Origin of the sequence: Nocardiopsis dassonvillei subsp. dassonvillei DSM 43111 (genome assembly GCF_000092985.1) — a bacterium.
GTDB lineage: Bacteria > Actinomycetota > Actinomycetes > Streptosporangiales > Streptosporangiaceae > Nocardiopsis > Nocardiopsis dassonvillei.
This window is the reverse complement of record NC_014210.1, coordinates 5,019,325-5,041,475: the sequence shown is the minus strand read 5'-3', so window position 1 is coordinate 5,041,475 and position 22,151 is coordinate 5,019,325. Positions and strand designations below refer to the sequence as shown.

Annotated in this window: 20 protein-coding genes and 1 riboswitch; of the genes, 12 read left to right on the top strand and 8 right to left on the bottom strand. The window is 73.2% G+C overall.

Annotated elements, in window-relative coordinates:
• The first annotated feature begins 54 nt into the window (after positions 1-54).
• Positions 55-1,095 carry a zinc-dependent dehydrogenase gene (locus tag NDAS_RS20860; RefSeq protein WP_013155220.1) on the top strand — a complete coding sequence of 347 codons (1,041 nt, stop codon included), beginning with the start codon at positions 55-57 and terminating at the stop codon, positions 1,093-1,095.
• Between the two features lie 235 nt (positions 1,096-1,330).
• Positions 1,331-3,034 carry a phosphoenolpyruvate--protein phosphotransferase gene (gene ptsP / locus NDAS_RS20855; protein ID WP_013155219.1) on the top strand — a complete coding sequence of 568 codons (1,704 nt, stop codon included), beginning with the start codon at positions 1,331-1,333 and terminating at the stop codon, positions 3,032-3,034.
• Positions 3,035-3,115: 81 nt separating this feature from the next.
• On the opposite strand, the gene NDAS_RS20850 is transcribed toward ptsP, so the two are convergent.
• The 4 genes from NDAS_RS20850 to NDAS_RS20835 all read right to left on the bottom strand — a co-directional run bounded on the left by NDAS_RS20850 (position 3,116) and on the right by NDAS_RS20835 (position 6,669).
• On the bottom strand, positions 3,116-4,576 hold the full coding sequence (locus tag NDAS_RS20850) for an alpha/beta fold hydrolase (protein ID WP_013155218.1): 1,461 nt from the start codon (positions 4,574-4,576) through the stop codon (positions 3,116-3,118).
• Between the two features lie 256 nt (positions 4,577-4,832).
• The gene (locus NDAS_RS20845; RefSeq protein ID WP_013155217.1) at positions 4,833-5,072 is read right to left on the bottom strand and encodes an EF-hand domain-containing protein; all 240 of its coding nucleotides are present in this window, start codon (positions 5,070-5,072) and stop codon (positions 4,833-4,835) included.
• A 228-nt stretch (positions 5,073-5,300) separates the two neighbouring features.
• Entirely contained in the window at positions 5,301-5,861 is a 561-nt protein-coding gene (locus NDAS_RS20840) for a GNAT family N-acetyltransferase (RefSeq protein ID WP_013155216.1), read from the bottom strand.
• A gap of 160 nt (positions 5,862-6,021) precedes the next feature.
• A complete protein-coding gene (locus NDAS_RS20835; RefSeq protein ID WP_013155215.1) occupies positions 6,022-6,669 on the bottom strand; it encodes a TetR/AcrR family transcriptional regulator in 648 nt (215 codons plus the stop codon).
• 170 nt (positions 6,670-6,839) lie between these two features.
• Here NDAS_RS20835 and NDAS_RS20830 point away from each other — a divergent pair, with 170 nt between their 5' ends.
• A complete protein-coding gene (locus tag NDAS_RS20830; RefSeq protein WP_013155214.1) occupies positions 6,840-8,429 on the top strand; it encodes a DHA2 family efflux MFS transporter permease subunit in 1,590 nt (529 codons plus the stop codon).
• A 365-nt stretch (positions 8,430-8,794) separates the two neighbouring features.
• Positions 8,795-9,583 (top strand): SDR family NAD(P)-dependent oxidoreductase, encoded by a 789-nt coding sequence (locus NDAS_RS20825; RefSeq protein WP_013155213.1) that lies wholly within the window; start codon positions 8,795-8,797, stop codon positions 9,581-9,583.
• Between the two features lie 151 nt (positions 9,584-9,734).
• On the opposite strand, the gene argJ is transcribed toward NDAS_RS20825, so the two are convergent.
• Positions 9,735-10,895, bottom strand: coding sequence for a bifunctional glutamate N-acetyltransferase/amino-acid acetyltransferase ArgJ (gene argJ, locus NDAS_RS20820; protein ID WP_013155212.1), 1,161 nt, complete (start codon positions 10,893-10,895; stop codon positions 9,735-9,737).
• Positions 10,896-11,124: 229 nt separating this feature from the next.
• Here argJ and NDAS_RS20815 point away from each other — a divergent pair, with 229 nt between their 5' ends.
• On the top strand, positions 11,125-12,096 hold the full coding sequence (locus tag NDAS_RS20815; RefSeq protein WP_210745588.1) for a serine hydrolase domain-containing protein: 972 nt from the start codon (positions 11,125-11,127) through the stop codon (positions 12,094-12,096).
• Positions 12,097-12,279: 183 nt separating this feature from the next.
• Here NDAS_RS20815 and otsB read toward each other — a convergent pair whose 3' ends face one another.
• Both otsB and NDAS_RS20805 read right to left on the bottom strand, forming a co-directional pair.
• On the bottom strand, positions 12,280-13,110 hold the full coding sequence (gene otsB / locus NDAS_RS20810) for a trehalose-phosphatase (RefSeq protein ID WP_013155210.1): 831 nt from the start codon (positions 13,108-13,110) through the stop codon (positions 12,280-12,282).
• 273 nt (positions 13,111-13,383) lie between these two features.
• The gene (locus NDAS_RS20805) at positions 13,384-13,668 is read right to left on the bottom strand and encodes a DUF3263 domain-containing protein (protein ID WP_013155209.1); all 285 of its coding nucleotides are present in this window, start codon (positions 13,666-13,668) and stop codon (positions 13,384-13,386) included.
• A gap of 230 nt (positions 13,669-13,898) precedes the next feature.
• On the opposite strand from NDAS_RS20805, the gene NDAS_RS20800 reads away from it, so the two are divergent.
• The 3 genes from NDAS_RS20800 to NDAS_RS20790 all read left to right on the top strand — a co-directional run bounded on the left by NDAS_RS20800 (position 13,899) and on the right by NDAS_RS20790 (position 16,993).
• Positions 13,899-15,068, top strand: coding sequence for a S8 family serine peptidase (locus tag NDAS_RS20800; protein WP_013155208.1), 1,170 nt, complete (start codon positions 13,899-13,901; stop codon positions 15,066-15,068).
• A gap of 343 nt (positions 15,069-15,411) precedes the next feature.
• Positions 15,412-16,188, top strand: coding sequence for a class I SAM-dependent methyltransferase (locus NDAS_RS20795; RefSeq protein WP_013155207.1), 777 nt, complete (start codon positions 15,412-15,414; stop codon positions 16,186-16,188).
• A 208-nt stretch (positions 16,189-16,396) separates the two neighbouring features.
• Complete coding sequence (locus NDAS_RS20790) at positions 16,397-16,993, top strand: GrpB family protein (RefSeq protein WP_013155206.1); 597 nt, start codon at positions 16,397-16,399, stop codon at positions 16,991-16,993.
• A gap of 206 nt (positions 16,994-17,199) precedes the next feature.
• Here the strand turns inward: NDAS_RS20790 and NDAS_RS20785 are convergent, their stop codons facing one another.
• Positions 17,200-18,636 carry an alpha,alpha-trehalose-phosphate synthase (UDP-forming) gene (locus tag NDAS_RS20785; protein ID WP_013155205.1) on the bottom strand — a complete coding sequence of 479 codons (1,437 nt, stop codon included), beginning with the start codon at positions 18,634-18,636 and terminating at the stop codon, positions 17,200-17,202.
• 283 nt (positions 18,637-18,919) lie between these two features.
• Positions 18,920-19,061: riboswitch (SAM riboswitch) on the top strand.
• Between the two features lie 13 nt (positions 19,062-19,074).
• On the opposite strand from NDAS_RS20785, the gene thrC reads away from it, so the two are divergent.
• The 4 genes from thrC to NDAS_RS20765 all read left to right on the top strand — a co-directional run bounded on the left by thrC (position 19,075) and on the right by NDAS_RS20765 (position 22,132).
• Positions 19,075-20,334: a threonine synthase gene (thrC, locus tag NDAS_RS20780; RefSeq protein WP_013155204.1), complete on the top strand. Its 1,260-nt coding sequence runs from the start codon at positions 19,075-19,077 to the stop codon at positions 20,332-20,334.
• Between the two features lie 222 nt (positions 20,335-20,556).
• Positions 20,557-20,835 carry a ubiquitin-like small modifier protein 1 gene (locus tag NDAS_RS20775; protein WP_013155203.1) on the top strand — a complete coding sequence of 93 codons (279 nt, stop codon included), beginning with the start codon at positions 20,557-20,559 and terminating at the stop codon, positions 20,833-20,835.
• A gap of 124 nt (positions 20,836-20,959) precedes the next feature.
• Positions 20,960-21,442, top strand: coding sequence for a GNAT family N-acetyltransferase (locus NDAS_RS20770; protein WP_013155202.1), 483 nt, complete (start codon positions 20,960-20,962; stop codon positions 21,440-21,442).
• A 96-nt stretch (positions 21,443-21,538) separates the two neighbouring features.
• Positions 21,539-22,132 carry a PadR family transcriptional regulator gene (locus NDAS_RS20765; RefSeq protein ID WP_013155201.1) on the top strand — a complete coding sequence of 198 codons (594 nt, stop codon included), beginning with the start codon at positions 21,539-21,541 and terminating at the stop codon, positions 22,130-22,132.
• The last annotated feature ends 19 nt before the right edge of the window (positions 22,133-22,151 follow it).

Below are 22,151 nucleotides of genomic sequence, written 5' to 3'. Positions count from 1 at the left end.
CCACCCGCCGGTCCCCTGACCCAGGGCCGGCGGGCCCAGCAGAAAGGCCCGAACATGCTCGTCGCCCGCTTCTACGCCCCCGGTGACATCCGACTGGAGCAGGCCCCCGAGCCGACCGCCGGACCCGGACAGCTCAAGATCGCCGTCGTCAACTGCTCCACGTGCGGCACCGACGTGAAGATCTCCCGGCACGGACACCACCACATCCGTCCGCCCCGCGTGATCGGCCACGAGATCGCCGGGCGGATCGTCGAGGTGGGCGAGGGCGTCACCGGCTGGGCCGAGGGCGACCGCGTCCAGGTCATCGCCGCCATCCCCTGCGGCACCTGCGTGGAGTGCTCCGACGGCCGGTTCACCGTGTGCTCGCGCCAGGAGTCCATGGGTTACCACTACGACGGCGGCTTCGCCGAGTACATGATCATCCCCGAGTCGGTCCTGGCCGTGGACGGGGTCAACCGCGTCCCCGACAACATCGACCTGGCCGAGGCCTCCGTCGCCGAGCCGCTGGCGTGCGTGCTCAACGGCCAGGAGATCGCCGGAGTCGGCGAGGGCGACACGGTCGTGGTCATGGGCGCCGGGCCGATCGGCTGCCTGCACGTCCGGCTGGCCCGTGCGCGCGGCGCCGCGAAGGTCTACCTGGTGGACCTCAACCGGGGCCGCCTGGACATGTCCGCCGACATCGTCCAGCCCGACGCGTCGATCTGCGGCGCCGAGACCGACGCCGTGGAGGAGGTGCTCCGCCTGACCGACGGCCGGGGCGCCGACGTCGTCATCACCGCCGCCGCCTCCGGGCGCGCCCAGGAGGACGCGCTGCGCATGGTCTCGCGCAGCGGCCGGATCAGCTTCTTCGGCGGCCTGCCCAAGGACGCGCCGATCATCCAGCTGGACTCCAACGCCGTGCACTACCGGGAGATCTCGATCTTCGGCGCCAACGGCTCCAGCCCCGAGCACAACCGCCGCGCCCTGGAGCTGATCTCCTCCGGCGCCGTGCCGGTGGCGGACCTGATCACCGAGCGGATGTCCCTGTCCGACGTGCACAAGGCCATCGAGACGGTGGCCTCGGGCACCGCGATCAAGGTGACCATCCAGCCGTAGCGCGCGTGCGCGAAGGCGGTACCGTCGCCGCCCCGGTGCGGCGGCGGTACCCGCCCGCCCGGGGGCGGCGGCGTTCCCACGACGTGCGGGCGCGGTCGCGCCCCCGTCCTCCCGGGTTGTCCACAGGGGCTACCGCCGCCCGCCCGCCCGGGGTTTCCTGGATACGGGAGTCCTCCCACGGCCGTTCGCCGGCCGTGGCCCCTCCCTCTGGCCCTTTCCGACGTACGGAGCGACCATGGCGAAGACCGAACCCCTCCCCGCCGCAACCGGTGACACCCGGCTGACGGGTATCCCCGCCAGCCCGGGAGCCGCAGTCGGCCCGGTGGCGCGGATGGCCCCGCCGCCGTCCCTGCCCGACCAGCGGCCCACCGTCGTGGACCCGGGAGAGGAGGCCGCCCGGGCACGGCAGGCCCTGGAACAGGTGGCCGAGCTGCTCGAAAGCCAGGCCGCCGACCTCCAGGGCGACGCGGCGGCCGTGCTGAGCGCCCAGGCGCTCATGGCCCGCGACCCCGAACTCGCGCGCCGCGCCGCGGAGCGCACCGATGCCGGGGACCCCGCGGCCTGGGCCGTCCACGCGGCCTGCGGCGCCTACCAGGAGCTGCTCCAGGCGGCGGGCGGCTACCTCGCCGAACGCGCCGCCGACCTCGCCGACATCCGGGACCGGGCGACCGCCGTGCTCCTGGAGCTGCCGATGCCCGGGCTGCCCGACCCCGGCGTCCCGCACGTGCTGGTCGCCGACGACCTCGCGCCCGCCGACACCGTGCAGCTCGACGTCGAGCGCGTGCTCGCCATCGTCACGCGTTACGGCGGACCCACCAGCCACACGGTCATCCTGGCCCGGTCGCTCGGCATCCCGGCCGTGGTCGGCTGCGCGGGGGCCGCCGAACTGCTCGACGCGACGCCGGTGGCGGTGGACGGCGACGCCGGAACGGTCGAGGTCGAGCCCGACGAGGAGCTCGCCGAGCGGATGCGCGAGCGCACCGAGCGGCGGCGCGCCCTGCTGGCCGAGGCCACCGGTCCGGGCCGGACCGCCGACGACGTTCCGGTCTCGCTGCTGCTCAACGTCGGTGAGGGCGACCCGCAGAAGGCCGGTGCCCACGACAGCGAGGGCGTGGGGCTGCTGCGCACCGAGTTCCTCTTCCTGGAGCGCTCGGACCCGCCCACCGTCGAGGAGCAGACCGCCTCCTACACGGCCCTGTTCGAGGCGTTCGCCGGGCGCACGGTCACGGTGCGGACCCTGGACGCCGGGTCGGACAAGCCCCTGGCCTTCGCGTCCACCGGCCACGAGGACAACCCCGCGCTCGGCGTACGGGGTTTCCGCACCTCGCGGGTGCACCCCCACCTGATCACCGACCAGCTCCAGGCCATCGCCGCCGCCACCCGGGAGACCTCCGCCAAGGTCCGGGTCATGGCGCCGATGGTGTCCACGCCCGACGAGGCGGAGGAGTTCGTCTCCCTCGCCCGCGAGGCCGGGATCGACCAGGTCGGCGTGATGATCGAGGTGCCCGGCGCGGCGCTGCTCGCCGACCGGCTGCTGTCCCGGGTGGACTTCGTGTCGATCGGCACCAACGACCTGGCGCAGTACACCATGGCAACCGACCGGACCCTCGGCGCGCTGCCCGACCTGCTCGACCCCTGGCAGCCCGCGCTGCTCCAGCTGGTGGGCACCGTGGGCGGCGCGGGGGAGCGCTCGGGACGCCCGGTGGGCGTGTGCGGCGAGGCCGCCGCCGACCCGCTGCTGGCCCTGGTGCTGGTGGGACTGGGCGCGACCAGCCTGTCGATGTCCGCGCCCGCGCTGCCCGCCGTGCGCCACGCGCTGGCCCTGCACACCCACAGTGACTGCCGCAGACTGGCCGACCTGGCGGTCGCGGCCTCCAGCGCCGAACAGGCGCGCGAGGCGGTCAGGGCCGCCGCCCACCCGGAGGCGGTCGACCGCTGACGCCCACCCGGGCACGCCGTGCGCCCTCTCCTCCCCGCATCCGGGACAGGGGAGGGCGCACGGCCGTGGGCGAACCGGTCCTCAGCCCTCGGGAGTCGGCGCGGGCGGTCCCGGGCACGTTCGCGTGGTGGTCCGCCCGGTGTTGAAGAAGTCCACGGCCGCCGCGGCGCAGTCCAGGCCCGACAGGGTCCCGTGCCCGTCGTCCTCCACACTCATGACCTCTCCGCCGACGACCCGCCTCATGTCCAGCGCCCAGTCGTGCGGGGTGACCATCTCGTTGACGTGGCCCACCAGTTGCAGAGGGCTGTCCCCGTGGGTCAGGTCGGGAGCCGCGCCCTCCTCGGGCCAGCCGACACAGGAGTGCTCGTAGAAGCCCAGGGTGCCCATGACGGGGTACCGTTCGGCCCGCTCCAACCGGTGCTGCCACACCTGGTCGAAGTCGCGCGGGCTGTCGGAGTCGTTGCAGAGCAGTGACACCTGCGCGAAGGCGTCGAAGACGGGTTCGGAGTCCCAACCGGCGCCGGAGACCGGTCCGCGGGCGACCCCTGTCCCGGGCACGCCTCCGTCGAGGAGCGTGACGAGGGAGCGGGCGTTGGCGGGCCATTCGCGTTCGGGGGTGGCCAGCAGCGCGGTCACGGCGCCGCCGTCGACGACCGTCCCGTCGGGGCCGGTGCGGGGCTCATCGGCCAGTTCCTCCCGCAGCCCGTAGACCTCGTCCCGGATGCGGTCGGACTCCGTGCCGAGCCCGTAGTGGTCGTCGTGCTCGGCCAGCCAGTCGGTGAAGCGGTGGAACGCGGCCTGGGCGGCCATGGCCTGCCCCTCGTCCAACATGGTGACACTGGCCTCGGGCGACATCACCGAGTCCAGGAGCATGGCCTCGACCCGGTCGTCGTGCATCGACCTGTAGGCGGCGCCGAGCAGGGTTCCCCAGGACACTCCGTAGAAACCGATCGTCTCCGCTCCCAGCGCCTCGCGGATCAGATCCATGTCCCGGGCCACGTTCTCCGCGGTCAGCGAGTCCACGAACTCGGGATCCCGGGCGTGGCATTCGCGATTGATCCGGCTCTGCTCCTCGGCGACGTGCCGTGCGCTCTCCTCGTCGCTCAGGCCGGGGTCGGGGGCGGTCCCCTCCAGACCGCACTCCACGGCGTCGCTGTAACCCACGCCGCGCGGATCGAAGCCCACGAGGTCGTGGTCCAGCGCCAGGTCCGCGGCCTCGCTGTCGAGGATGCGCCCGGGCATGGTCACGCCCGGATGCCCCGGGCCGCCGGGGTTAAACAGGATGGGATAGGTGTTCTCCCCGGTGGCGGGCACACGGGTCACCGCTATGCCGATCGTGCGCCCGTCGGGGTCCTCGTGGTCCAAGGGCACCGGGACGGTGGCGCACAGGGTGCGGTCGTCGTTCCCGTCCCACCCCCGGGCGACGTCGGAGCACAGCCGCCACTCCGGTTCCGGGCCCGGGGTTGCCGAGGCGGGGGCGGCAACGCCGGTGAGCAACAGTCCGGAGGCCGCGGCCAGCGCGGCGCTTCGGGCGAGGAGCACGGGTGTTCTCCATTCACAAGGCTCTGTACGGGGTCCACCGTCCGTGGTCGGACGGTGGGAGCCCTCCGCACGCTACCGGCGACCGCTCCGCGCGCGCCTCCCCCGAACGGAGGATTCGCAGGACCTCCCATGGTGGGGACGGACCGGGCCCGACGGGCTTTGGCCGATCCCCCCGCACCGGCTTTCGTCAGGGGGTCACCCGGTCCGAGGTCGGCGTGTGTCCGGTACGCAGGGGCGGCACGGGGCGTCGGGGCCCTCAGGCCCCCTGTGTGCCGATCCGGACGAACTCGTCCTGGCTGATGAGCAGGTCGTGGTCGGTGTCGACGTCGAGGGCGAAGGCGTGCAGCGCGCTCATGCGGTCGAGTCCCAGGTCCCGCTCGGCGTACACCAGCCACTCGTGGATGTTGATGGAGCCGTCCTGGTCCGTGTCGAGCCGGGTGAACAGGTCGCGTGCTTCCTGCTCGGTCGTGGTGCTGGGCAGAAACTTCTCGGGCATGGTGGTGTGCTCTTCTTCGTTCGTGGGATCGGCCGGGGTGTGGCCGTCTGCGGTACGTGTGCCCATCGTCCCACCGGAAGGGGCCGCTCCGCCGCCGGAGTTCCCGGATGCCGTCTCCGCGGTGGCGCGCACCTGGTTCTTCCGGCCGCCGGGCCGCCCGCGCCTGGCTGGTCCGCGCCCCGGCGGATGAGGAAGCCGACTGCCTCCGAGCCGCCTCGGGCGCGGGCGTCAGGAGGACTGGCGCTGCGCGCGCCACTCCGGAGCGAGCACCGACCAGACCTCCATGTCGTGGCGCTCGCCCCGGTAGACGTAGCTCTCCCGCAGCACGCCGTCCCGCGTCATCCCGAGCCGCCGGGCCACGGCGGTGCTGGCCTCGTTCGCTGACGAGGCGTGCCATTCCACCCGGTGGACGCCCCGCTCCTCGACGGCCCAGTCGATGATCCGCCGCGCGGCCCTGGTCACCAGCCCTCGCCCCACGGCTGACGGTTCCAGCCAGCAGCCCGCCTCGGCGGTGCCGTGCTTGAGGTCCATCGTGCGGAAGAGGACGCCGCCGAGCAGCTTGTCGCCCGACCAGATTCCGTAGATCCCTCCGGTGTCGGTGGCGGCCTTCTCCGCGTACGAGCGCAGGTAGGACCGGCTCGACTCCAGGTCCACGATGACGTCCGGGAGCGCGATGTAGCGTCCGATGAACTCGCGCCCCCGGTCGATGTTGGCCAGGAACTCCTCGGCGTGCCGGGGTTCGAGCGGGCGCAGTTCAGCGCCGTCCACATCCAGGGGCAACGCGAACATCGCCGACCTCCATAACCGATCAGTACACATGGTGGACGGGATCATCCCATGGCGGTGTCGTCGGACTCCGCCTCGGGTCGCGGTCGGCGACCCGGTGCGTCCTGTACGTCTGGAGCTCCCCGTGCGAACCAAGGGAGGTCCCGCGAGGTCGGGCAGCCGCTCAGCCGCGCGGGCCCTCCCAACGGCCGCCGACCACCTCGGGCACCAGGTCGAACCGGTCGAGGAACGCCTGGACCAGCTTCTCCACGTCGCTGGAGCCGGACGCGCACCACGCCTGGTGGCCGCTGTTGAGCACGGACAGGAACACCGAGGCCAGGACCCCCGGGCGGGGGTCGGTGACCGGGTCCGCGCCGGTGCGCTCGCCCAGCGCCCGGGCCAGCCGCTCCTGCCTGCGGTGGCAGTAGCGCATGTTGACCTCGATCAGCTCGGGGCTCTCGGACACCAGTCCCATGGCGCTGCCCCGGAGGTGGAGCATCTCGCGTTCGAGGTAGGCCCAGTGGTCGAGCATCGCGTTGCGCAGCGCGGTGAACGGCGGCTCCTCGGCGGGGCGGGCCAGCAGGGCCGCGAACAGCTGCTCGTCGAGGTCCTCGACCGCCTCCAGGACCACGTCCTCCTTGGAGCCGAAGTAGCGGAAGAACGTGCGCTGGGAGACCCCGACGCAGGAGGCGATCTCCTCTGTCGTCGTCCGCTGGTAACCGTTCTCGTGGAACAGGCGCAGCGCCGACTCCATGAGGGACTCGCGCATCCGGGCCTTCTTGCGCTCGCGCAGCCCGAGCTGCTCCTCCGGTTCGGCGCTCGTCGTGCTCATGGACGTGCCTCCCGCGTGTTGGCTCTGCCCGCTGATTCCGGCCCTGTCGACCGAGGATACCGTGTGAAACAGATTACGTCAGCGGCTGACAAAACGCACTTGCTGCAAAGAGTCAGTGGCAGACATAATCATGCGGACGACGACATCGGCACCGGCACGCAGGGGGAACCATGACCGCACAGACCGTCCCGAAGGCTGCTCCGGAGACGGAGACGGAGCGGAAGCAGCGCTGGACGGAGAGCCCCTGGGCGACCCTGGTCGCCATCGCCTTCGGCGTGATGATGGTGGCGCTGGACGGCACCATCGTGGCCGTCGCCAACCCCGCGATCGGCACGAGCCTGGGCGCCTCGCTGGCCGAACTCCAGTGGGTGACCCACGGCTACCTGCTCGGCCTGGCGGTCTTCCTGATCACGGCGGGCAAGATCGGCGACCGCTTCGGCTACCGCAACACCTACCTCGTGGGCGCGGTCGGCTTCGTACTCAGCTCGGTGGCGATCGCGCTGTCGGCCGGTGTCATCATGCTCGTCGCCTTCCGGGTGCTGCAAGGGGTTTTCGGCGCGCTGCTCCTGCCCTCGGCGATGGGTCTGCTGCGCGCCAGCTTCCCGCCCAGCAAGCTCGGCCGGGCCTTCGGCGTCTTCGGCAGCCTCATCGGCGCCGCCACGGCGGGCGGCCCCATCCTGGGCGGCGTACTGGTCGGCTCCTTCGGCTGGGAGTCCGTCTTCTACATCAACGTCCCGGTGGGCGCGGTCGCCCTCGGACTCGGTCTGTGGCTGCTGGCCGCCAACAAGCCGACCGACGCCGGAAGCCGGATGGACGTGCCCGGCATCGTGCTGCTGAGCATCGCCATCTTCGCCCTGGTGTGGGCCCTGGTGGAGGCGCCCAGCGTGGGCTGGGGCCACCCCGTCACACTGGGCTCGCTCGCCGTCACGGCGGTCTTCGCCGTGGCCTTCCTGGTGTGGGAGCGGCGCCCGGAACAGCCCCTGCTCCCGCTCGCCCTGTTCGCCAACCCCTCGGTCTCCATCGGCGCCGTCCTGACGGTCGCGATGGCGCTGAGCCTGATGGGGTCGCTGTTCTTCATCACCTTCTACCTCCAGGGCGTGCGGGGCATGAGCCCCGCCCAGACCGGACTCCAGCTCATCTCCATGACCGCGCTGATGGCGGTCACCTCGCCGATCGCGGGCCGGGTCCTGGACCGGGTCGGCGCCCGGCCGCCCACGACGGTGGGCCTGCTGCTGGCGTCGGCGGGCATGTTCATGCTGTCGCTGCTGCGGACCGACACGGGAGTGCTCTACATCTCGGCCGCGTTCGTCCTGCTCGGCATGGGCCTGAGCCTGATCATGACCGGTGCCACGGCGGCCATCATCGGCAACGCGCCCGTGCGCTACGCCGGTGTGGCCTCGGCGGTGCAGCAGGCCGCCATGCAGCTGGGCGGCTCGCTCGGCACGGCGGTCCTGGGCGCGGTCATGTCCGCGACCATCGTCGCCACCCTGCCCGGCCACTTCGCCGCCGCGGGGCTGGCCGAACCCGCCGCCGAGGAGTTGGCGGACATGCAGAGCGCCGTGGCCCAGGGCGGCGCGGTGCTGCCCGAGGGCGCGACCCCGGAGGTCGTGGCGGCCGTGACCGGGGCCAGCAACCTGGCGTTCATGGAAGGGCTGCAACTCGCCTTCACCATCGCGGCGGCGGTGATGCTGGTCGCCGCGGTGCTGTCGCTGTTCATGCGCTCGGGCAGGATGACCGACGGCCCGGCCGTCCACATCTAGCCGGGAGCGGGGTCCGGTCCTGCGCGCGGAAGCCCCTTACCGGGCCGGACCTGCGCAGACCCTGGATCGGGTCCGCGCAGACGCCGAACCCGGTCCTGGGCCCGCCGGGGCGCCTCCTCGGGCCCCGGGCGCGTCGATGCCGCACGGGTTCGCGGGCACGCCGGCGGCTCTGCGGGCTCCGGGCACGCCCGTGCCGCTGGAGGCCGCGGCCCCCTGTAACCAGGAAACCGCGGAAGACGAGGCGGCACCACCCCCTGTGGACAAGGGTGGGGCCGCCTCCGACGTGCGCGTTCCCGGGCGGCAGACTTCGCGGAGCGGCGGTCTGCGCCGCCCTGCCATTCGTACGACCCGACAGGGGGCTTCTCTTGAGCGACCGCACCGGCCAGCACCGGGCCTATCTGGACGAACTGTTCGGACTCACCGGCCGCCGTGCCCTCGTGACGGGAGGGAACTCGGGCATCGGCCGCGGCGTCGCCGAGGCCCTCGGACGCGCCGGGGCGAGCGTGCACCTGGTGGCCCGCGACGCCGGACGCCTGGCCCAGACGGCGGAGGAGTTCGCCGTCCAGGGCATCGAGGTCGGCACCACCCCGGTCGACCTGGCCGACCGCGACGCGCTCGGGGAGCTCTGCGCGAGTGAACCGGTGACGGGGGCGGACATCCTGGTGACCTCGGCCGCGGTCAACCACCGGCCCCCGCTGGGGGAGACGTCGGAGGAGGTCTGGGAGGAGACACTGGCGGTCAACCTCACCGCGCCGTACCTGCTGGGCCAGGCGTGCGGGCCGCGGATGGCCGAGCGGGGCTGGGGCCGGATCCTCAACATCGGCTCCCAGCAGACGTGGAGCGCGTTCGGCAACTCGGGGGTGTACGGCGTCAGCAAGGCCGCCGTCGGCGGGCTCTCACGCTCCCAGGCCGAGGCGTGGTCGCCCCACGGCGTCACCGCCAACACCATCATTCCCGGTTTCGTGGTCACGCCGATGACGATGCACACGGTCGCGGTGCCCGGCCGCGAGGAGGAACTCGCGGCCCGCACCATGGTCGGCCGCAACGGCCTCCCCCGCGACTTCGCCGGTCTGGCGGTCTTCCTCGCCTCGGACGCCTCCGCCTTCGTCACCGGGCAGACGCTGGCCGCCGACGGCGGGCTCAGCGTGCACTGACCCGTGGCGCGGGAGTATCCGGGAACCCGCCGAGGAAGAGGCGGCCCCACCCCTGGGGACAAGGGCGGGGCCGCCTCCGCTGTGCACGGCGACGCCGACCGCGACCGACCGACCTGACTGTCCGAAACCCCTCCGGGCCCGGACCGGTGGCTCAGGTCGTGTAGTCGGCGTTGATCCGGATGTACCCCTCGGTCAGGTCGCACCCGTAGACCGTGAAGGCGCCGTCGGCGATGCCCAGGCCGACGCCGATCACCACCTCGTCGCCCTTCATGTGCTGGGCGGCGCGCTCCAGCACCTCGTCCGTGGCCTCCGCCGGGTAGGTCTCCACGTCACCGAAGGAGATCCGCACGTTGTCGGGGAGGATGTCGGTCTCCTCCTCGCACTTGCCGACCGCCATCGTCACCCGGCCCCAGTTGGGGTCCGCGCCGTGCACGGCGGTCTTCACCAGCGGGGAGTTCACCACGGCCTTGGCCACCCGCTTGGCCTGGGCGTCGTCGCGCGCGCCGGTCACGCGCACCTCGATCAGCTTGCTGGCGCCCTCGCCGTCGGAGGCGATCATCCGCACCAGTTTCAGGGCCACCTCATGCAGCGCCGCCTCGAACTCCGCCACGTCCACCGGCCCGGCCAGCCCGTTGGCGAACACCGCCGCCGAGTCGCTGGTGGAGGTGTCGGTGTCGATGCTCAGCGCGTTGAACGTGCGGTCCACCACCCGACGGAACACCTCGTCCAGCACCGGCTGCTCCAGTTCGGCGTCGGTGAAGAACCAGGCCAGCATGGTCGCCATGTTCGGCTCGATCATGCCGACTCCCTTGGCGATGCCCGTCAGCGTCGCCCCGCCCACCGTCGCCGAGGCGGTCTTGGGCCGGGTGTCGGTGGTCATCATCGCCGCGGCCGAGCGGTCCAGGTCCGCCGGGGGGAACTCCTCGGGCAGCGCGTCCAGGTAGGCGCGCACCTTCTCGATCGGGTACGGGCGGCCGATCACGCCGGTGGAGGCGACCAGCACCTCCTCGGGCGGCACCCCCGCGGCCCGAGCCACGCGCTCCTGGAGTTCGTGTGCGTGGCTGTCGCCGACCCTGCCCGTGGCCACGTTGGCGTTGCGGGCGATCACCGCGACCCCCCGCGCGCTGCCGTCGGCCGCCGAACGGCGGCTGAGCAGCACGCTGGGTCCGGCGAACCGCGACCGGGTGAACACGGCGGACACGCGGGCGGGGACCTCCGACACCACCGCGAAGAAGTCGTCGTTGGGGTCCTTGATCCCGATGTTTCCGGCCACGCCGCGGAAACCTGCGGGCACGGGGGTCTGGCTGCTCATCGTCCTCCTCGGGGCTTCTCCGGCGCCAGACTACTCCGCCGTGCGCCGCGACCCTCATTACGGCTGCGACCTGCGGGGGTTTCGTCCTGTGCACCTCCGGGACCCGTGTGACAACAACCTGATAACGGGGTATCGCCGGAAGACGAGACCACCCGGGGGGAGGCGTGTTGTGCGTGATGGTGACTGGCTCACGGAGACAGGGGCGCGGATTCGGGGCGTTCTGAAGGTGATGGTGGACGCCGGGTGGCTGCCCGGCGGGGCCGCCGTGATCGGCACCGGCGGCATGTGGGAGTTCGTCGCCGTCGGCCGCATCGACGGCGAGCACGACACCGCCCCGGACGTGGCCTACGACGTCGCTAGCCTGACGAAGGTCATGGCGACCTGGCCGCTGGTCGGCCAGGCGGTCGCCGAGGGGATCATGGACCTGGACGCCCCGATGTCGGAGTACCTGGACGTGGACCACCTGCCCGGTGCGGAGGTCACCACACGGCAGATCCTCACCCACACCGGCCGCCTCAACCCGGTGACCTGGCTGGAGAGATACGTGGGCACCGACCAGGACCTCGCGGAGGCCATCCTCGCCGACCCGTTGGAGGAGCCCGGTTACGCCTACGTCGACCGCGGGTTCATCCTGCTCGGCATGCTCCTGGAACGCCTCTACGGCACGGGCCTGGACCGGCTGTCCCGCGATCTGTGGGAGCGGATGGGCATGCGCTCCACCGCATTCGGACCCCTGCCGCGTTCGCCCGGTGTTGCGCCCACCGAGCGCCGCATCCCCGGAGCCGCTCCCACCTGGGGGGTGGTGCACGACGAGGCGGCCGCGCTGATGGGCGGCGTGGCGGGGCACGCCGGGGTGTTCAGCACCGCCATCGACCTCGGCGCGTTCACCCGGGAGATCCTGCGGATGCACGACGGGGGCCAGGGACCGGTGCCGTCCTCCTACGTGCGCGCGAGCTGGCAGCCGCACGTGGACGCGGGGGCGAGGCTGTGGCGCGGCCTGGGCTGGCTGGTCACCCCGGAGGGAGTGGTCTACCACAACGGTTTCACCGGGACGAGCCTGTTCATGCACCCGCAGAGCGGCCGGTACGTGGGCGTGCTCACCAACGCCGTGCACTACGGGCGCGACCGGACCGGGCTGGTGGACCTGCGGTCGGCCGCGCGGTCGGCGCTCACGCCGCAGGCGCACGAGTCCTCGTCCTGAGACGGGCGGCGACGGCGCACGCGGGCGCTGGGAGCGCACCCACGCGGCGGACCGGGGCCGGGGCAGGGGGCGGCTGCGTCGGCAGGGAGACCCCGCACGCCGCACCGCCCACGTCTTCGGTCAACGCGTGCGCGCGTCACGTCCCGGCGGGGTCCTGCCCGAAGGCGTCACGTCCCGGGGACGTCACGCCCCCGAGGCGTCGCGGATCGCCCCGGCGAGCGAGCCCAGGAGGTCGGCCAGCCCCGCGGGGCCCGGGACGACCAGGTCGGCGGCCTCGGCCACGGCGGTGACCTCGTCCGAGGACGAGCACACGTTCAGGCCCTGGACGCCCTGGGACCGCAGGCCCACCACGGCGTCGAACGCGGGCAGGTCGCCGAGGTCGTCACCGGCGTAGAGCACCGCGCGCGGGCCCGTCTCGGCGACGAGCGCGGTGAGCGCCGCGCCCTTGTCCACACCCTGTGGACGGAGCTCGACCACCATCCGGCCCGGTTCCACCTGGAGGTCCGACCGCCGCGCCAGTTCGCTCAAGGGGGGCGTGAGCAGGGCGAGCGCGCCGTCCGGGTCGGCGGTGCGCCGGGTGTGCACCGCCAGCGAGCGCCCCTTGTCCTCGATCCAGGTGCCCTCCGGGGCGCCCAGGTCGTCGAGCAGGCCGGGCAGCTCCTCGCGCACCACCGCCACGCCGGGCGGTGCGGGCGCCGCGGCCACACGCCCGTCCTCCCAGCGTTCGGCGCCGTAGTGGCCCAGCACGGTGATGCCGGGCACCCGGTCCAGGCCGCCCAGCCGCACCGCCGTCTCGGCGGGGCGGCCGGTGACCACGGCGACCGAGCCCAGGAGCCCGGCCAGGTCGGCGAGCACGTCCACGATCCCCGGGTAGGGGGCGGACGTACGCGGGTCGGCGACGATGGGCGCGAGCGTGCCGTCGAAGTCGAAGGCGGCCAGCGCCCGCTCGGGTGCGGCGAGGAAGGCGTCGAGCGCGGTGCGTCCGGCGTCCGTGCTGGGTTGGGGCAGGGACATGGAGGGCCTTTCCGGTGGGGCCGCTGATGCGGGCCGGGCGGGACCGCCAGACTACCGACGCGTCCCCGCGCCGACGTGACTCCACCGCGTGTGTGACGGTTGTTTCAGCGGATGTCCGTGCTGTGTCGGGCGCGCGGTCGGCCTCGTGGGACGGCGCTGCCGCTCTCCGCCGTGGGGGTGGCCCGGGCGGAGGGCGCCGACGGGACCGCGGGTGTCGTCACCGGGGCGCGGGGTGGGTAGGAACGACCCAAAGAAGAGGGATAGCGGGAAACGTCAGAGCTGGATGCCCAGCTGGCGTGCGTTGCGTTGACGGCGGCGGTCGGCGCGCAGCCGACGCAGCCGCTTGACGGTCATCGGGTCGAAGGCGAGGGCCTCCGGCCGTTCCACCAGCCCGTTCAGCAGCTGGTAGTAGCGGGTCGCGGAGAACCCGAACTCGTCGCGGATCGCCTGTTCCTTGGAGCCCTCGAACTTCCACCACTGGCGTTCGAAGGCGAGGATGCGCTGCTCGCGCTCGGCGAGGGCCGACTGACCGTCTTCGGTCGGACCGATATTCGGCATGGGACACCCCCTGGACGGGAAATTGGTTTGTCCGGATCGGCCCGACTCATGCTAGCGACTCGACATGCCGGATGAGGAGCCGAAACCGCAGGACTGGCACCAGGGATACAGTTACGTTCTCTACCCCTCAGGCCACTTGTACACGCCTGAATCCTGTGCACGTGACAGAATTGCCGGGGTCCGGCCAGGGCCGCGTGGAACGTCGACCGCATCGTTCGAGGGAGCCTGACGTGCTCGGGGGCAACAGCCGCAACAGGATACACACACGCCGCGCCCGTGGCGGGGCCAGCGCGGTCTTCGCGGCCGCCACCGCCGCCGTCCTCGGTCTGACCTCGGCCCCGGCCGCGGCGGACCTGATCCCCGACTACCGGCCCGAGCAGTGGGGACTCCAGGCCGTGGGGGCGCCGCAGCTGTGGGAGGAGAACCAGGGTCAGGGCGCCACGGTCGCGCTTCCGGGCGTCTCCGTCGACGAGGGGCACCCGGACCTGGTCGACAACGTCCAGCTGGACACGCGGTTCGGTGAGAACGACGGCGACATCGAGCAGGGCAACGCCGCGGCCGGACTGGTCGCGGCCCACGGGTACGGCAGGGACGCCGACGGCGGCGTCCTGGGCGTGGCGCCCGAGGCCACCGTGCTCGTGCTGCCCACGGGGGACCAGCTCGCCGAGGCCGTGCGGTTCGCCTCCCAGGAGGGCGCCCAGGTCATCCTGCTGCCCGAGCCCGCCGGGCCCGGCCTCGCCGAGGCCACCCAGGAGGCCTCCTCCAACGGCGCGCTGGTCGTCGGCCCGGCGGGGGAGGACGAGGACCCCAACGTGCTCACCGTCGCGGGGACCGACCAGGACGGAGCCCTCATCCAGGGCGCGCCCGGGGCCGGGATGATCGCGCTGACCGCCCCCGGGGCCGACCTGGTCACGGCGGGACCGGAACCGGGCCAGGCCGAGGTGACCGGGGCTCCCTACGCCGCCGCGATGGTCGCCGGGGCCGCCGCCCTGATGCGCGCGGAGCACCCGCAGCTGCGGCCCGACCAGATCCGCGACGCCCTGGTGGACGGCTCCCAGCCCGGCCCCGACGGCCTGCCCGCGCTGCACCTGCCCAGCGCGGAGCAGCAGGCGTCCGGCGTCGCCCAGGACATCCCGCTCATCGACGAGGACCTGGCCGGGCGGGACGACCAGTCGGGGCTGGTGCCCGCGTGGGCGTGGTTCGTCACCGTCGGCGCCGTGGTGGTCCTGGGAGTGCTCATCCTGGTCGTGTGGGTGCGCCGCTCCACCGCCGACCCCTACGGCGTGAAGGCCGAGCGCCGCGAGCAGGACGAGGAGATCGCCGCCGAGCGCGCCGCCGAGGCCGCGCCCGCCAACCGCCGCCGCAAGGGCGGACGCCGCCGCAAGACGCGCGGTAACTGAGCCGCGACTGAGCGACCGGAGCCGTCCGTGCCCGCCCCTCGGGGGAGGGCGCGGACGGCTCCTGTTCGGGGCCCTCGGCTCCCACGCGCGCCGCTGCGGTGACCTGCCTCGGCTCCCCGCTCCCGGCGGGACGCCCCGGTTCCGGACGCCCTGCCACACCCCCGGTTCCGGTTCCGGACGCGCCGTAACCGGCGGGTGCACGGCACCACCGGTGTGGTGCCGCTCACACCGCCTGTGCGGACGGCGGGGCCGTTAAGCACTGGCGTCCGGCTCCGCCCGGCGGATAGCGTCCTCACCGCCGGGCGCCCCGCCCCGGGCGCGCCCACGACAGGGCGGAGAGCATATGACGCGCATGGCCGACGGCAGCGCTGGCGACGCCGACTACGGTGTCATCGCCCGCACCTACACCGACCACCGCCGCCCCGACCCGCGGATCGCGGCCGCCGTGCACCGCGCGCTCGGTGACGCGCGCACGGTCCTCAACATCGGTGCGGGCGCGGGCTCCTACGAGCCCCTCGACCGCGAGGTCACCCCGGTGGAACCCTCCGCCAGCATGCGGGCCAAACGCCCGGACACCCTGCCCGCGGCGCTCGACGCGGTCGCCGAGAGCCTCCCCTTCCCCGACGGGGCCTTCGACGCCGCCATGACCACGTTCAGCGTCCACCAGTGGCGCGACCTGGAGGCCGGGCTGGCCGAGGCCCGGCGGGTCACCGCGGGCCCCGTGGCCGTGCTCACCTGCGACCCGGACCTGGTGCGCGACTTCTGGCTCCACGAGTACGCGCCCGAGGTCCTGGACACCGAGGCCCGCCGCTACCCGGCGATCGCCGACCTGGCCGCGGGGCTGGGCGGCGCCACCAGCGTCGTGCCCGTCCCCGTGCCCCTGGACTGCTCCGACGGGTTCAACGAGGCCTACTACGGGCGGCCGGAGGGCCTGCTGGAGGTGGGCGCGCGCCTGTCCTGCTCGTCGTGGAGCTTGGTGGACGAGGCGGTGCACGAGCGGTTCACCGCCCACCTGTCCCGGGACCTGGCCGACGGGACCTGGGACCGCCGGTTCGGACACCTGAGGGGAGTGCCCGAGCTGGAGGGTTCGCTGGTGCTGGTGGTGTCGGTCCCCGACTAGGAACCGGGGCCGTACGGCCCCCGCCCGCCGACCGGGGCCCGGCGGGCGCGCCGTGCGCCTCCCCGGCCGGAACCGGACACCGGACACGGTGCGTGGTCGCCGCACGTCACGGACCCCCGACGGTCTGTCACGCCACGTCCGCGCGTGCATATGTAAGCAACGCCGGACGGGCTTGACGCGGACACCCGAGGGGACAAGGCTTTGGAGAATGTCACCCCTCGAAGCGTCTCCTCTGCCCTCTCGGGGCGAGCCGCGGGCCGGGATCGCGCCCGAGTTCCGCAACCTCGTCAACGGGCGCGTCCGCCTCTCCGAGTACGACCCCAAGTGGCCCTACCTGTTCCGGCGCGAGGACGGGAGGGTCCGCGCCGCCCTCGGCGACCGCGTGCTGCTCTTCGAGCACGTCGGCTCCACCGCCGTGCCCGGCCTCGCCGCCAAACCCTGCGTGGACCTGCTGCTCCTCGTCGCCGACTCCTCGGACGAGGCCGCCTACCTGCCCGACCTCGAAGCCGCCGGGTACCCCCTGGTGATCAGGGAGCCCGACTGGTACGAGCACCGGGTGTTCAAGGGCTCCGAGGTCAACCTCAACCTGCACGTGTTCAGCCGGGGGTGCGAGGAGGCCGAGCGCATGCGCCGCTTCCGCGACCACCTCATCGCCGACGCCGACGCGCGCGAACGCTACACGGCGGTCAAGCGCGAGCTGGTCGGGCGGACCTGGGACCGCATCCAGGACTACGCCGACGCCAAGACCGACATCATCCGCCGGCTCCTCGCCGAGGCGGACGCCGGGAGGGGCGCCACCGGCTGACCGGTTCCCGGCCGACCGGGCCGCGGCCAGGGGCGTGTACCGTCTCCCGACGGCGGACGCGCCCCCGCCTCCGGGCCCCAGCGGCCCCGGACCCGCCGATCCGCGCCCGCGGGCCCCGGGACCGCGCGGACGCGCCCCCGGCGGGCGGGAACAGCGGGCGCGACCGCGGGCGGAAACCGCGCGGACGCGCCCCGACGCCTCCGGGCTCAGCCCAGCGAGCGCAGCTGGTCCTGGAACCACCGGCGCGGCGGCAGCGCCACCGCGGCCTCGGCCAGCCGCTCCCTGCGCCCGCGCCGCTCCTCAGCGGGCATCGACAGCGCCTCGTGCAGCGCCTCCGCCGTCTCCACGGTGTCGTAGGGGTTGACCAGCAGCGCGTGCCCGCCCAGCTCATCGGCCGCCCCCGCCTCGTGCGACAGCACCAGCACCGAGTCCCGCTCCGACAGGACCGGGCCCTCCTTGGCCACCAGGTTCATGCCGTCCCGGATCGGGTTGACCAGCAGCACGTCGGCCAGCTGGAACGAGGCCAGCGAACGCGGGTAGTCGTCGTTGACCTCCAGGATCAGGGGCGTCCACTCGGGGGTCGCGAACTCCTCGTTGATCTCCTTGGCGGTCCGCAGCACCGCGTCGGTGTACTCGCGGTACTCCGGCACGTCGCCCCGGCTCGGGTAGGCGAACGCCAAGTGGGTCACCCGACCCCGCCACTCGGGGCGGGCGGTCAGCAGCTCGCGGTAGGCCTCCAGGCCCCGCACGATGTTCTTGGACAGCTCCGTGCGGTCCACCCGCACGATCAGCCTCGTGTCGCCGACCGCCTCCTCCAGGGTGCTCCGGCGCGAGGCCACGGCCGGGTCGGCGGCGCTCTGGCGCAGCCCCTCCCCGTCCGCGCCCAGGGCGTGCACGCCCACCCCGACCACCCGGCCGCCGTGCTCCACGGTGCGCCGCTCGAAGTCGACCTTCGCGCGCAGGACCTCCTCGCAGCAGCGCAGGAACGCGTCCGCCCAGCGCGGGCTGAGGAAGCCCAGCCGGTCCGCGCCCAGCATGCCCTCCAGCAGCTCGCGCGCGACCTGACCGGGCAGCATCCGGAAGTACTCCGGGGGAGCCCACGGGGTGTGTGAGAAGTGCGCGATGCGCAGGTCGGGGCGGCGCGCGCGCAGGATCCGCGGCACCAGCGCCAGGTGGTAGTCCTGCACGGCGACGCGGGCGCCCTCGGCGGCACCGGCCACCAGGGCCTCGGCGAACGCGTTGTTGTAGGCGGTGTAGTCCTCCCACGTCCGCCGGAAGCGCGAACCGAAGGACGGCTTGTTGGGGGTGTCGTACAGCATGTGCTGCACGAACCACAGGGTCGAGTTGGCCACCCCGGTGTAGGCGCCGTCGAAGGTCTGCCGGGGGATGTCCAGCATGTGGACCCGCATGCCGTCCAGGTCGTAAGCCTGGTCCAGCCGGGCCTGCGGCGCCTCCGCCGCGGCCCGCCGGTCGGCGTCGGACAGGGCGGCGCACACCCAGATGCTGTCGATCTCGGTGGCGACCGAGATCATCCCCGACACCAGTCCGCCCCCGCCGCGCCGATGCTCCAGCGAGCCGTCGTCGGCGGTCGAGAAGGACACGGGCCCTCTGTTGGAGGCGATGAGGATCTGTGCCTTGTCCACGTGGTCGTCCTCTCGGAGAAAAAGCGATCGGGGTGGGGCGGTGGTGAAAGGGGGTCGCATCCTATGTCTCGCCTGTCGACAGCCGCCCCAAACCCCGCGCGGGTCAGCGGGGGTGCGCGTCACACGTCCAGCGCGCCGGGGGTGCGCCCTCCCGGCCCGGACCAGCGCCGTCTCACCATGTGAGCCGTTTCGTGTTACCCGGGTCACCAGGCGTGGAAAACCGGCCGGCACCTCCGTTACAGTTGCGGTGCGGATCCGACAGGACCAGCGCAAAACTTCATATTGCTCATCCAGAGGGGTGGAGGGACCGGCCCTGCGAAGCCCCGGCAACCATTCCAGCATGTGACACCCGCGAACCCGCGGGACGGCTGGGACAGGTGCCAACTCCGGCCTGGGGACAAGGTGTCCGCCAGGAAAGATGAGGGGAGACGCCTCGCCATGGCGATTGCCGCCACCGAACCCACCGCCGCCCGCTCCTTCGGCCCCGGCACCGCGCTCTCCTGTCGCGAGTGCGGCGAGCGCTACGAACTCACCCCCCGGTTCGCCTGCGAGTTCTGCTTCGGCCCCCTTGAGGTCGCCTACGACTTCGGGACCGTCACCCGCGCCGACATCGAGAGCGGCCCCAAGAGCATCTGGCGCTACCGCTCCCTCCTGCCCGTCCCGGCCAACGTCGCCGAGCTGCCCAACATGGCCCCCGGCCTGACCCCGCTGGTGCGGGCCGACCGCCTCGCGGCCGAGCTGGGCCTGGACTCCCTCCACGTCAAGGACGACTCCGGCAACCCCACGCACTCCTTCAAGGACCGCGTGGTCGCCATCGCCGTCGAGGCCGCCCGCACCTTCGGGTTCACCACCCTGTCCTGCTCCTCCACCGGCAACCTGGCCGGAGCCGTCGGCGCCGCCGCCGCGCGCGCCGGGTTCGAGTCCTGCGTGTTCATCCCCGCCGGGCTGGAGGAGGCCAAGGTCGTCATGGCCTCCGTCTACGGCGGCAAGGTCGTGGCCATCGACGGCAACTACGACGACGTCAACCGCTTCTGCTCCGAGCTCATCGGCGACCCGGTGGGCGAGGGCTGGGGCTTCGTCAACGTCAACCTGCGCCCCTACTACGGCGAGGGCTCCAAGACGCTGGCCTACGAGATCGCCGAGCAGCTCGGCTGGCGCCTGCCCGAGCAGATCGTCGTCCCGATCGCGTCCGGCTCCCAGCTCACCAAGATCGACAAGGGCTTCCAGGAACTGGTCAAGCTCGGCCTGGTCGAGGACCGCCCGTACCGGATCTTCGGCGCCCAGGCCACGGGCTGCTCCCCGGTCGCGCAGGCCTGGGACAAGGGCATCGACGTCATCCAGCCGGTCAAGCCCGACACCATCGCCAAGTCGCTGGCCATCGGCAACCCGGCCGACGGGCCCTACGTGCTGGACATCGCCAAGCGCACGGGCGGATCGGTGGAGCACGTGGGCGACGACGAGATCGTCGACTCCATCAAGCTCCTCGCCCGCACCGAGGGCATCTTCGCCGAGACCGCGGGCGGCGTCACCACCGGCGTGCTGCGCAAGCTCGTCCGCGAGGGCAGGCTCGACCCGAAGGCCGAGACGGTCGTGCTCAACACCGGTGACGGGCTCAAGACCCTGAACGCCGTCGACGCCGGGGTGAGCGCCACGATCAAGCCGTCGCTGAGCGCCTTCACCGACGCCGGTCTGGCCTAGACAGTGTCCTCCGGGGCCTCCGCTTCGCTTCGGCCCGCCCGTCGCCCGCCGTCGCCCGCAGGGGCGCCACGCGACGAGGCGGGCTACCGCCCCCCACGGACGCGAAGCCCGGCACTTTCGTTGTTCGGGCGCCCGAGCGACCCCTCCGGCGCTGAGGCCCCGTAAGAGCAGGCTCAGGCCGCCCCGACCACCCGTCATCTCCCACGAGTAAGGAAGTCCGCCATGAGCGCCAGCGTCCGCGTGCCCACCATCCTGCGCACCTACACCAACGACGCCTCCGAGGTCTCCGCCGAGGGCGCCACCCTGGCCGAGGTCCTCGACGACCTGGAGGCCAACTACCCCGGCATCCGCGCCCGCATCCTGGACGACAGCGGCAAGGTGCGCCGCTTCGTCAACGTCTACATCGGCGACGAGGACGTGCGCTTCGAGAAGGGCCTGCAGACCGAGGTCGCCGACGGCGCCCAGGTCTCCATCATCCCGGCGGTCGCCGGGGGCTGCTGAGCCCCGGCGTGAGGGGCGGCCGCGGCGCGACAGGGCGCCGGGGCCGCCCCTTCGCCGTCCGCGGGGCCCCGCGCGCTCCGCGAAACCCGGTGCGCCCGGGTCCGCCGCTCCCTAGCCTGGGCGCATGGGCATCGAGATCCGGCTGTTCCGGGAGTCCGACAGGGAAGCGGTCATCGCTCTGGCACTGCGCGCGTGGGAACCGGTGCACGCGTCGCTGCGCCGGGTCCTGGGGGAGGAGGTCTACCCGGTCCTGGTCCCGGACTGGCGGCGCAGCCAGTACGACGAGGTGGCCGGGAGCGTCGACGCCGGGGACCAGCGCGTGTGGGTCGCCGAGGCCGACGGCGCGGTCGCGGGCTTCGCCACCGCCAGGATGCTCCCCGACGACGACATGGGGGAGATCCACCTGCTCGCCGTCGACCCCGACCACCAGGGGCGGGGCGTGGGGACGGCGCTGACCGGGGCCGCCACCGACTGGATCCGGGAGCAGGGGGCGGCGGTGGCCATGGTCGAGACGGGCGGCGACGACGGTCACGCCCCGGCCCGCGCCACCTACGAGCGCGCCGGTTACACCGCGCTGCCGATCGTGCGGTACTTCCGCAAGCTGTAGCGGCGCGGGGGACCGCCCGGGGCGCGGCCCTGGCTCGCCGAACCGCCTCGTCGCTGCTCGTAGGCTGGAGGGGATTCCGGTCGAACGAGGGTGGAGATGTCGGCGACACGGCTGTTGGTCCTGGGTGTGGTGCGCATGGAGGGGCAGGCCCACGGGTACCGGGTGGGCCGTCAGCTCCTGGACTGGGGCACCGAGCACTGGGCCAACATCAAGTGGGGCTCCATCTACCACGCCCTGCGCAAGCTCTCCCAGGAGGGCAGGCTGCGCGAGTTCGTGGCCGAGGGGGACGAGGTGGTCGACCGCGTCTCCTACGCGATCACCGAGGACGGCGAGGCCGAGCTGCACCGCCTCGTCCGCCGCGGGCTGACGCGCAGGGAGGACCCCGCGATGCTCTTCGCGGCGGTCACCCTCATGACCGCCCTGCCGCGCGCGGAGGTCGTCGCGCTGCTGGAACAGCGCCTGGAGCTGCTGGAGAGGACCGAGGACGAGCTGCGCCCCTCCGAGGACTGGGGCAAGCCCGCGCACGTGCGCGAACTCTTCGGCCTGTGGCGGGGCACGCTCGGGGCCGAGGCCCGCTGGACGCGTGAACTCGTCGCCTCCCTGAGGGCCGGGGAGTACACCATGGCCGACGACGGCCCCGATGCCTTCGGGCTGCCCCCGGTGCCGGGGGCGGCCGCCCGCGACCGCTGACCCGGCGGCCCTCCCGCCT

Bases quoted from the DNA above. Each gene is read 5' to 3' on its own strand.
- NDAS_RS20860 (WP_013155220.1), top strand. From the start codon at position 55: ATGCTCGTCGCCCGCTTCTACGCCCCCGGTGACATCCGACTGGAGCAG.
- ptsP (WP_013155219.1), top strand. From the start codon at position 1,331: ATGGCGAAGACCGAACCCCTCCCCGCCGCAACCGGTGACACCCGGCTG.
- NDAS_RS20845 (WP_013155217.1), bottom strand. From the start codon at position 5,072: ATGCCCGAGAAGTTTCTGCCCAGCACCACGACCGAGCAGGAAGCACGC.
- NDAS_RS20840 (WP_013155216.1), bottom strand. From the start codon at position 5,861: ATGTTCGCGTTGCCCCTGGATGTGGACGGCGCTGAACTGCGCCCGCTC.
- NDAS_RS20835 (WP_013155215.1), bottom strand. From the start codon at position 6,669: ATGAGCACGACGAGCGCCGAACCGGAGGAGCAGCTCGGGCTGCGCGAG.
- NDAS_RS20830 (WP_013155214.1), top strand. From the start codon at position 6,840: ATGACCGCACAGACCGTCCCGAAGGCTGCTCCGGAGACGGAGACGGAG.
- argJ (WP_013155212.1), bottom strand. From the start codon at position 10,895: ATGAGCAGCCAGACCCCCGTGCCCGCAGGTTTCCGCGGCGTGGCCGGA.
- NDAS_RS20815 (WP_210745588.1), top strand. From the start codon at position 11,125: ATGGTGGACGCCGGGTGGCTGCCCGGCGGGGCCGCCGTGATCGGCACC.
- otsB (WP_013155210.1), bottom strand. From the start codon at position 13,110: ATGTCCCTGCCCCAACCCAGCACGGACGCCGGACGCACCGCGCTCGAC.
- NDAS_RS20805 (WP_013155209.1), bottom strand. From the start codon at position 13,668: ATGCCGAATATCGGTCCGACCGAAGACGGTCAGTCGGCCCTCGCCGAG.
- NDAS_RS20795 (WP_013155207.1), top strand. From the start codon at position 15,412: ATGACGCGCATGGCCGACGGCAGCGCTGGCGACGCCGACTACGGTGTC.
- NDAS_RS20790 (WP_013155206.1), top strand. From the start codon at position 16,397: ATGTCACCCCTCGAAGCGTCTCCTCTGCCCTCTCGGGGCGAGCCGCGG.
- thrC (WP_013155204.1), top strand. From the start codon at position 19,075: ATGGCGATTGCCGCCACCGAACCCACCGCCGCCCGCTCCTTCGGCCCC.
- NDAS_RS20775 (WP_013155203.1), top strand. From the start codon at position 20,557: ATGAGCGCCAGCGTCCGCGTGCCCACCATCCTGCGCACCTACACCAAC.
- NDAS_RS20770 (WP_013155202.1), top strand. From the start codon at position 20,960: ATGGGCATCGAGATCCGGCTGTTCCGGGAGTCCGACAGGGAAGCGGTC.
- NDAS_RS20765 (WP_013155201.1), top strand. From the start codon at position 21,539: ATGTCGGCGACACGGCTGTTGGTCCTGGGTGTGGTGCGCATGGAGGGG.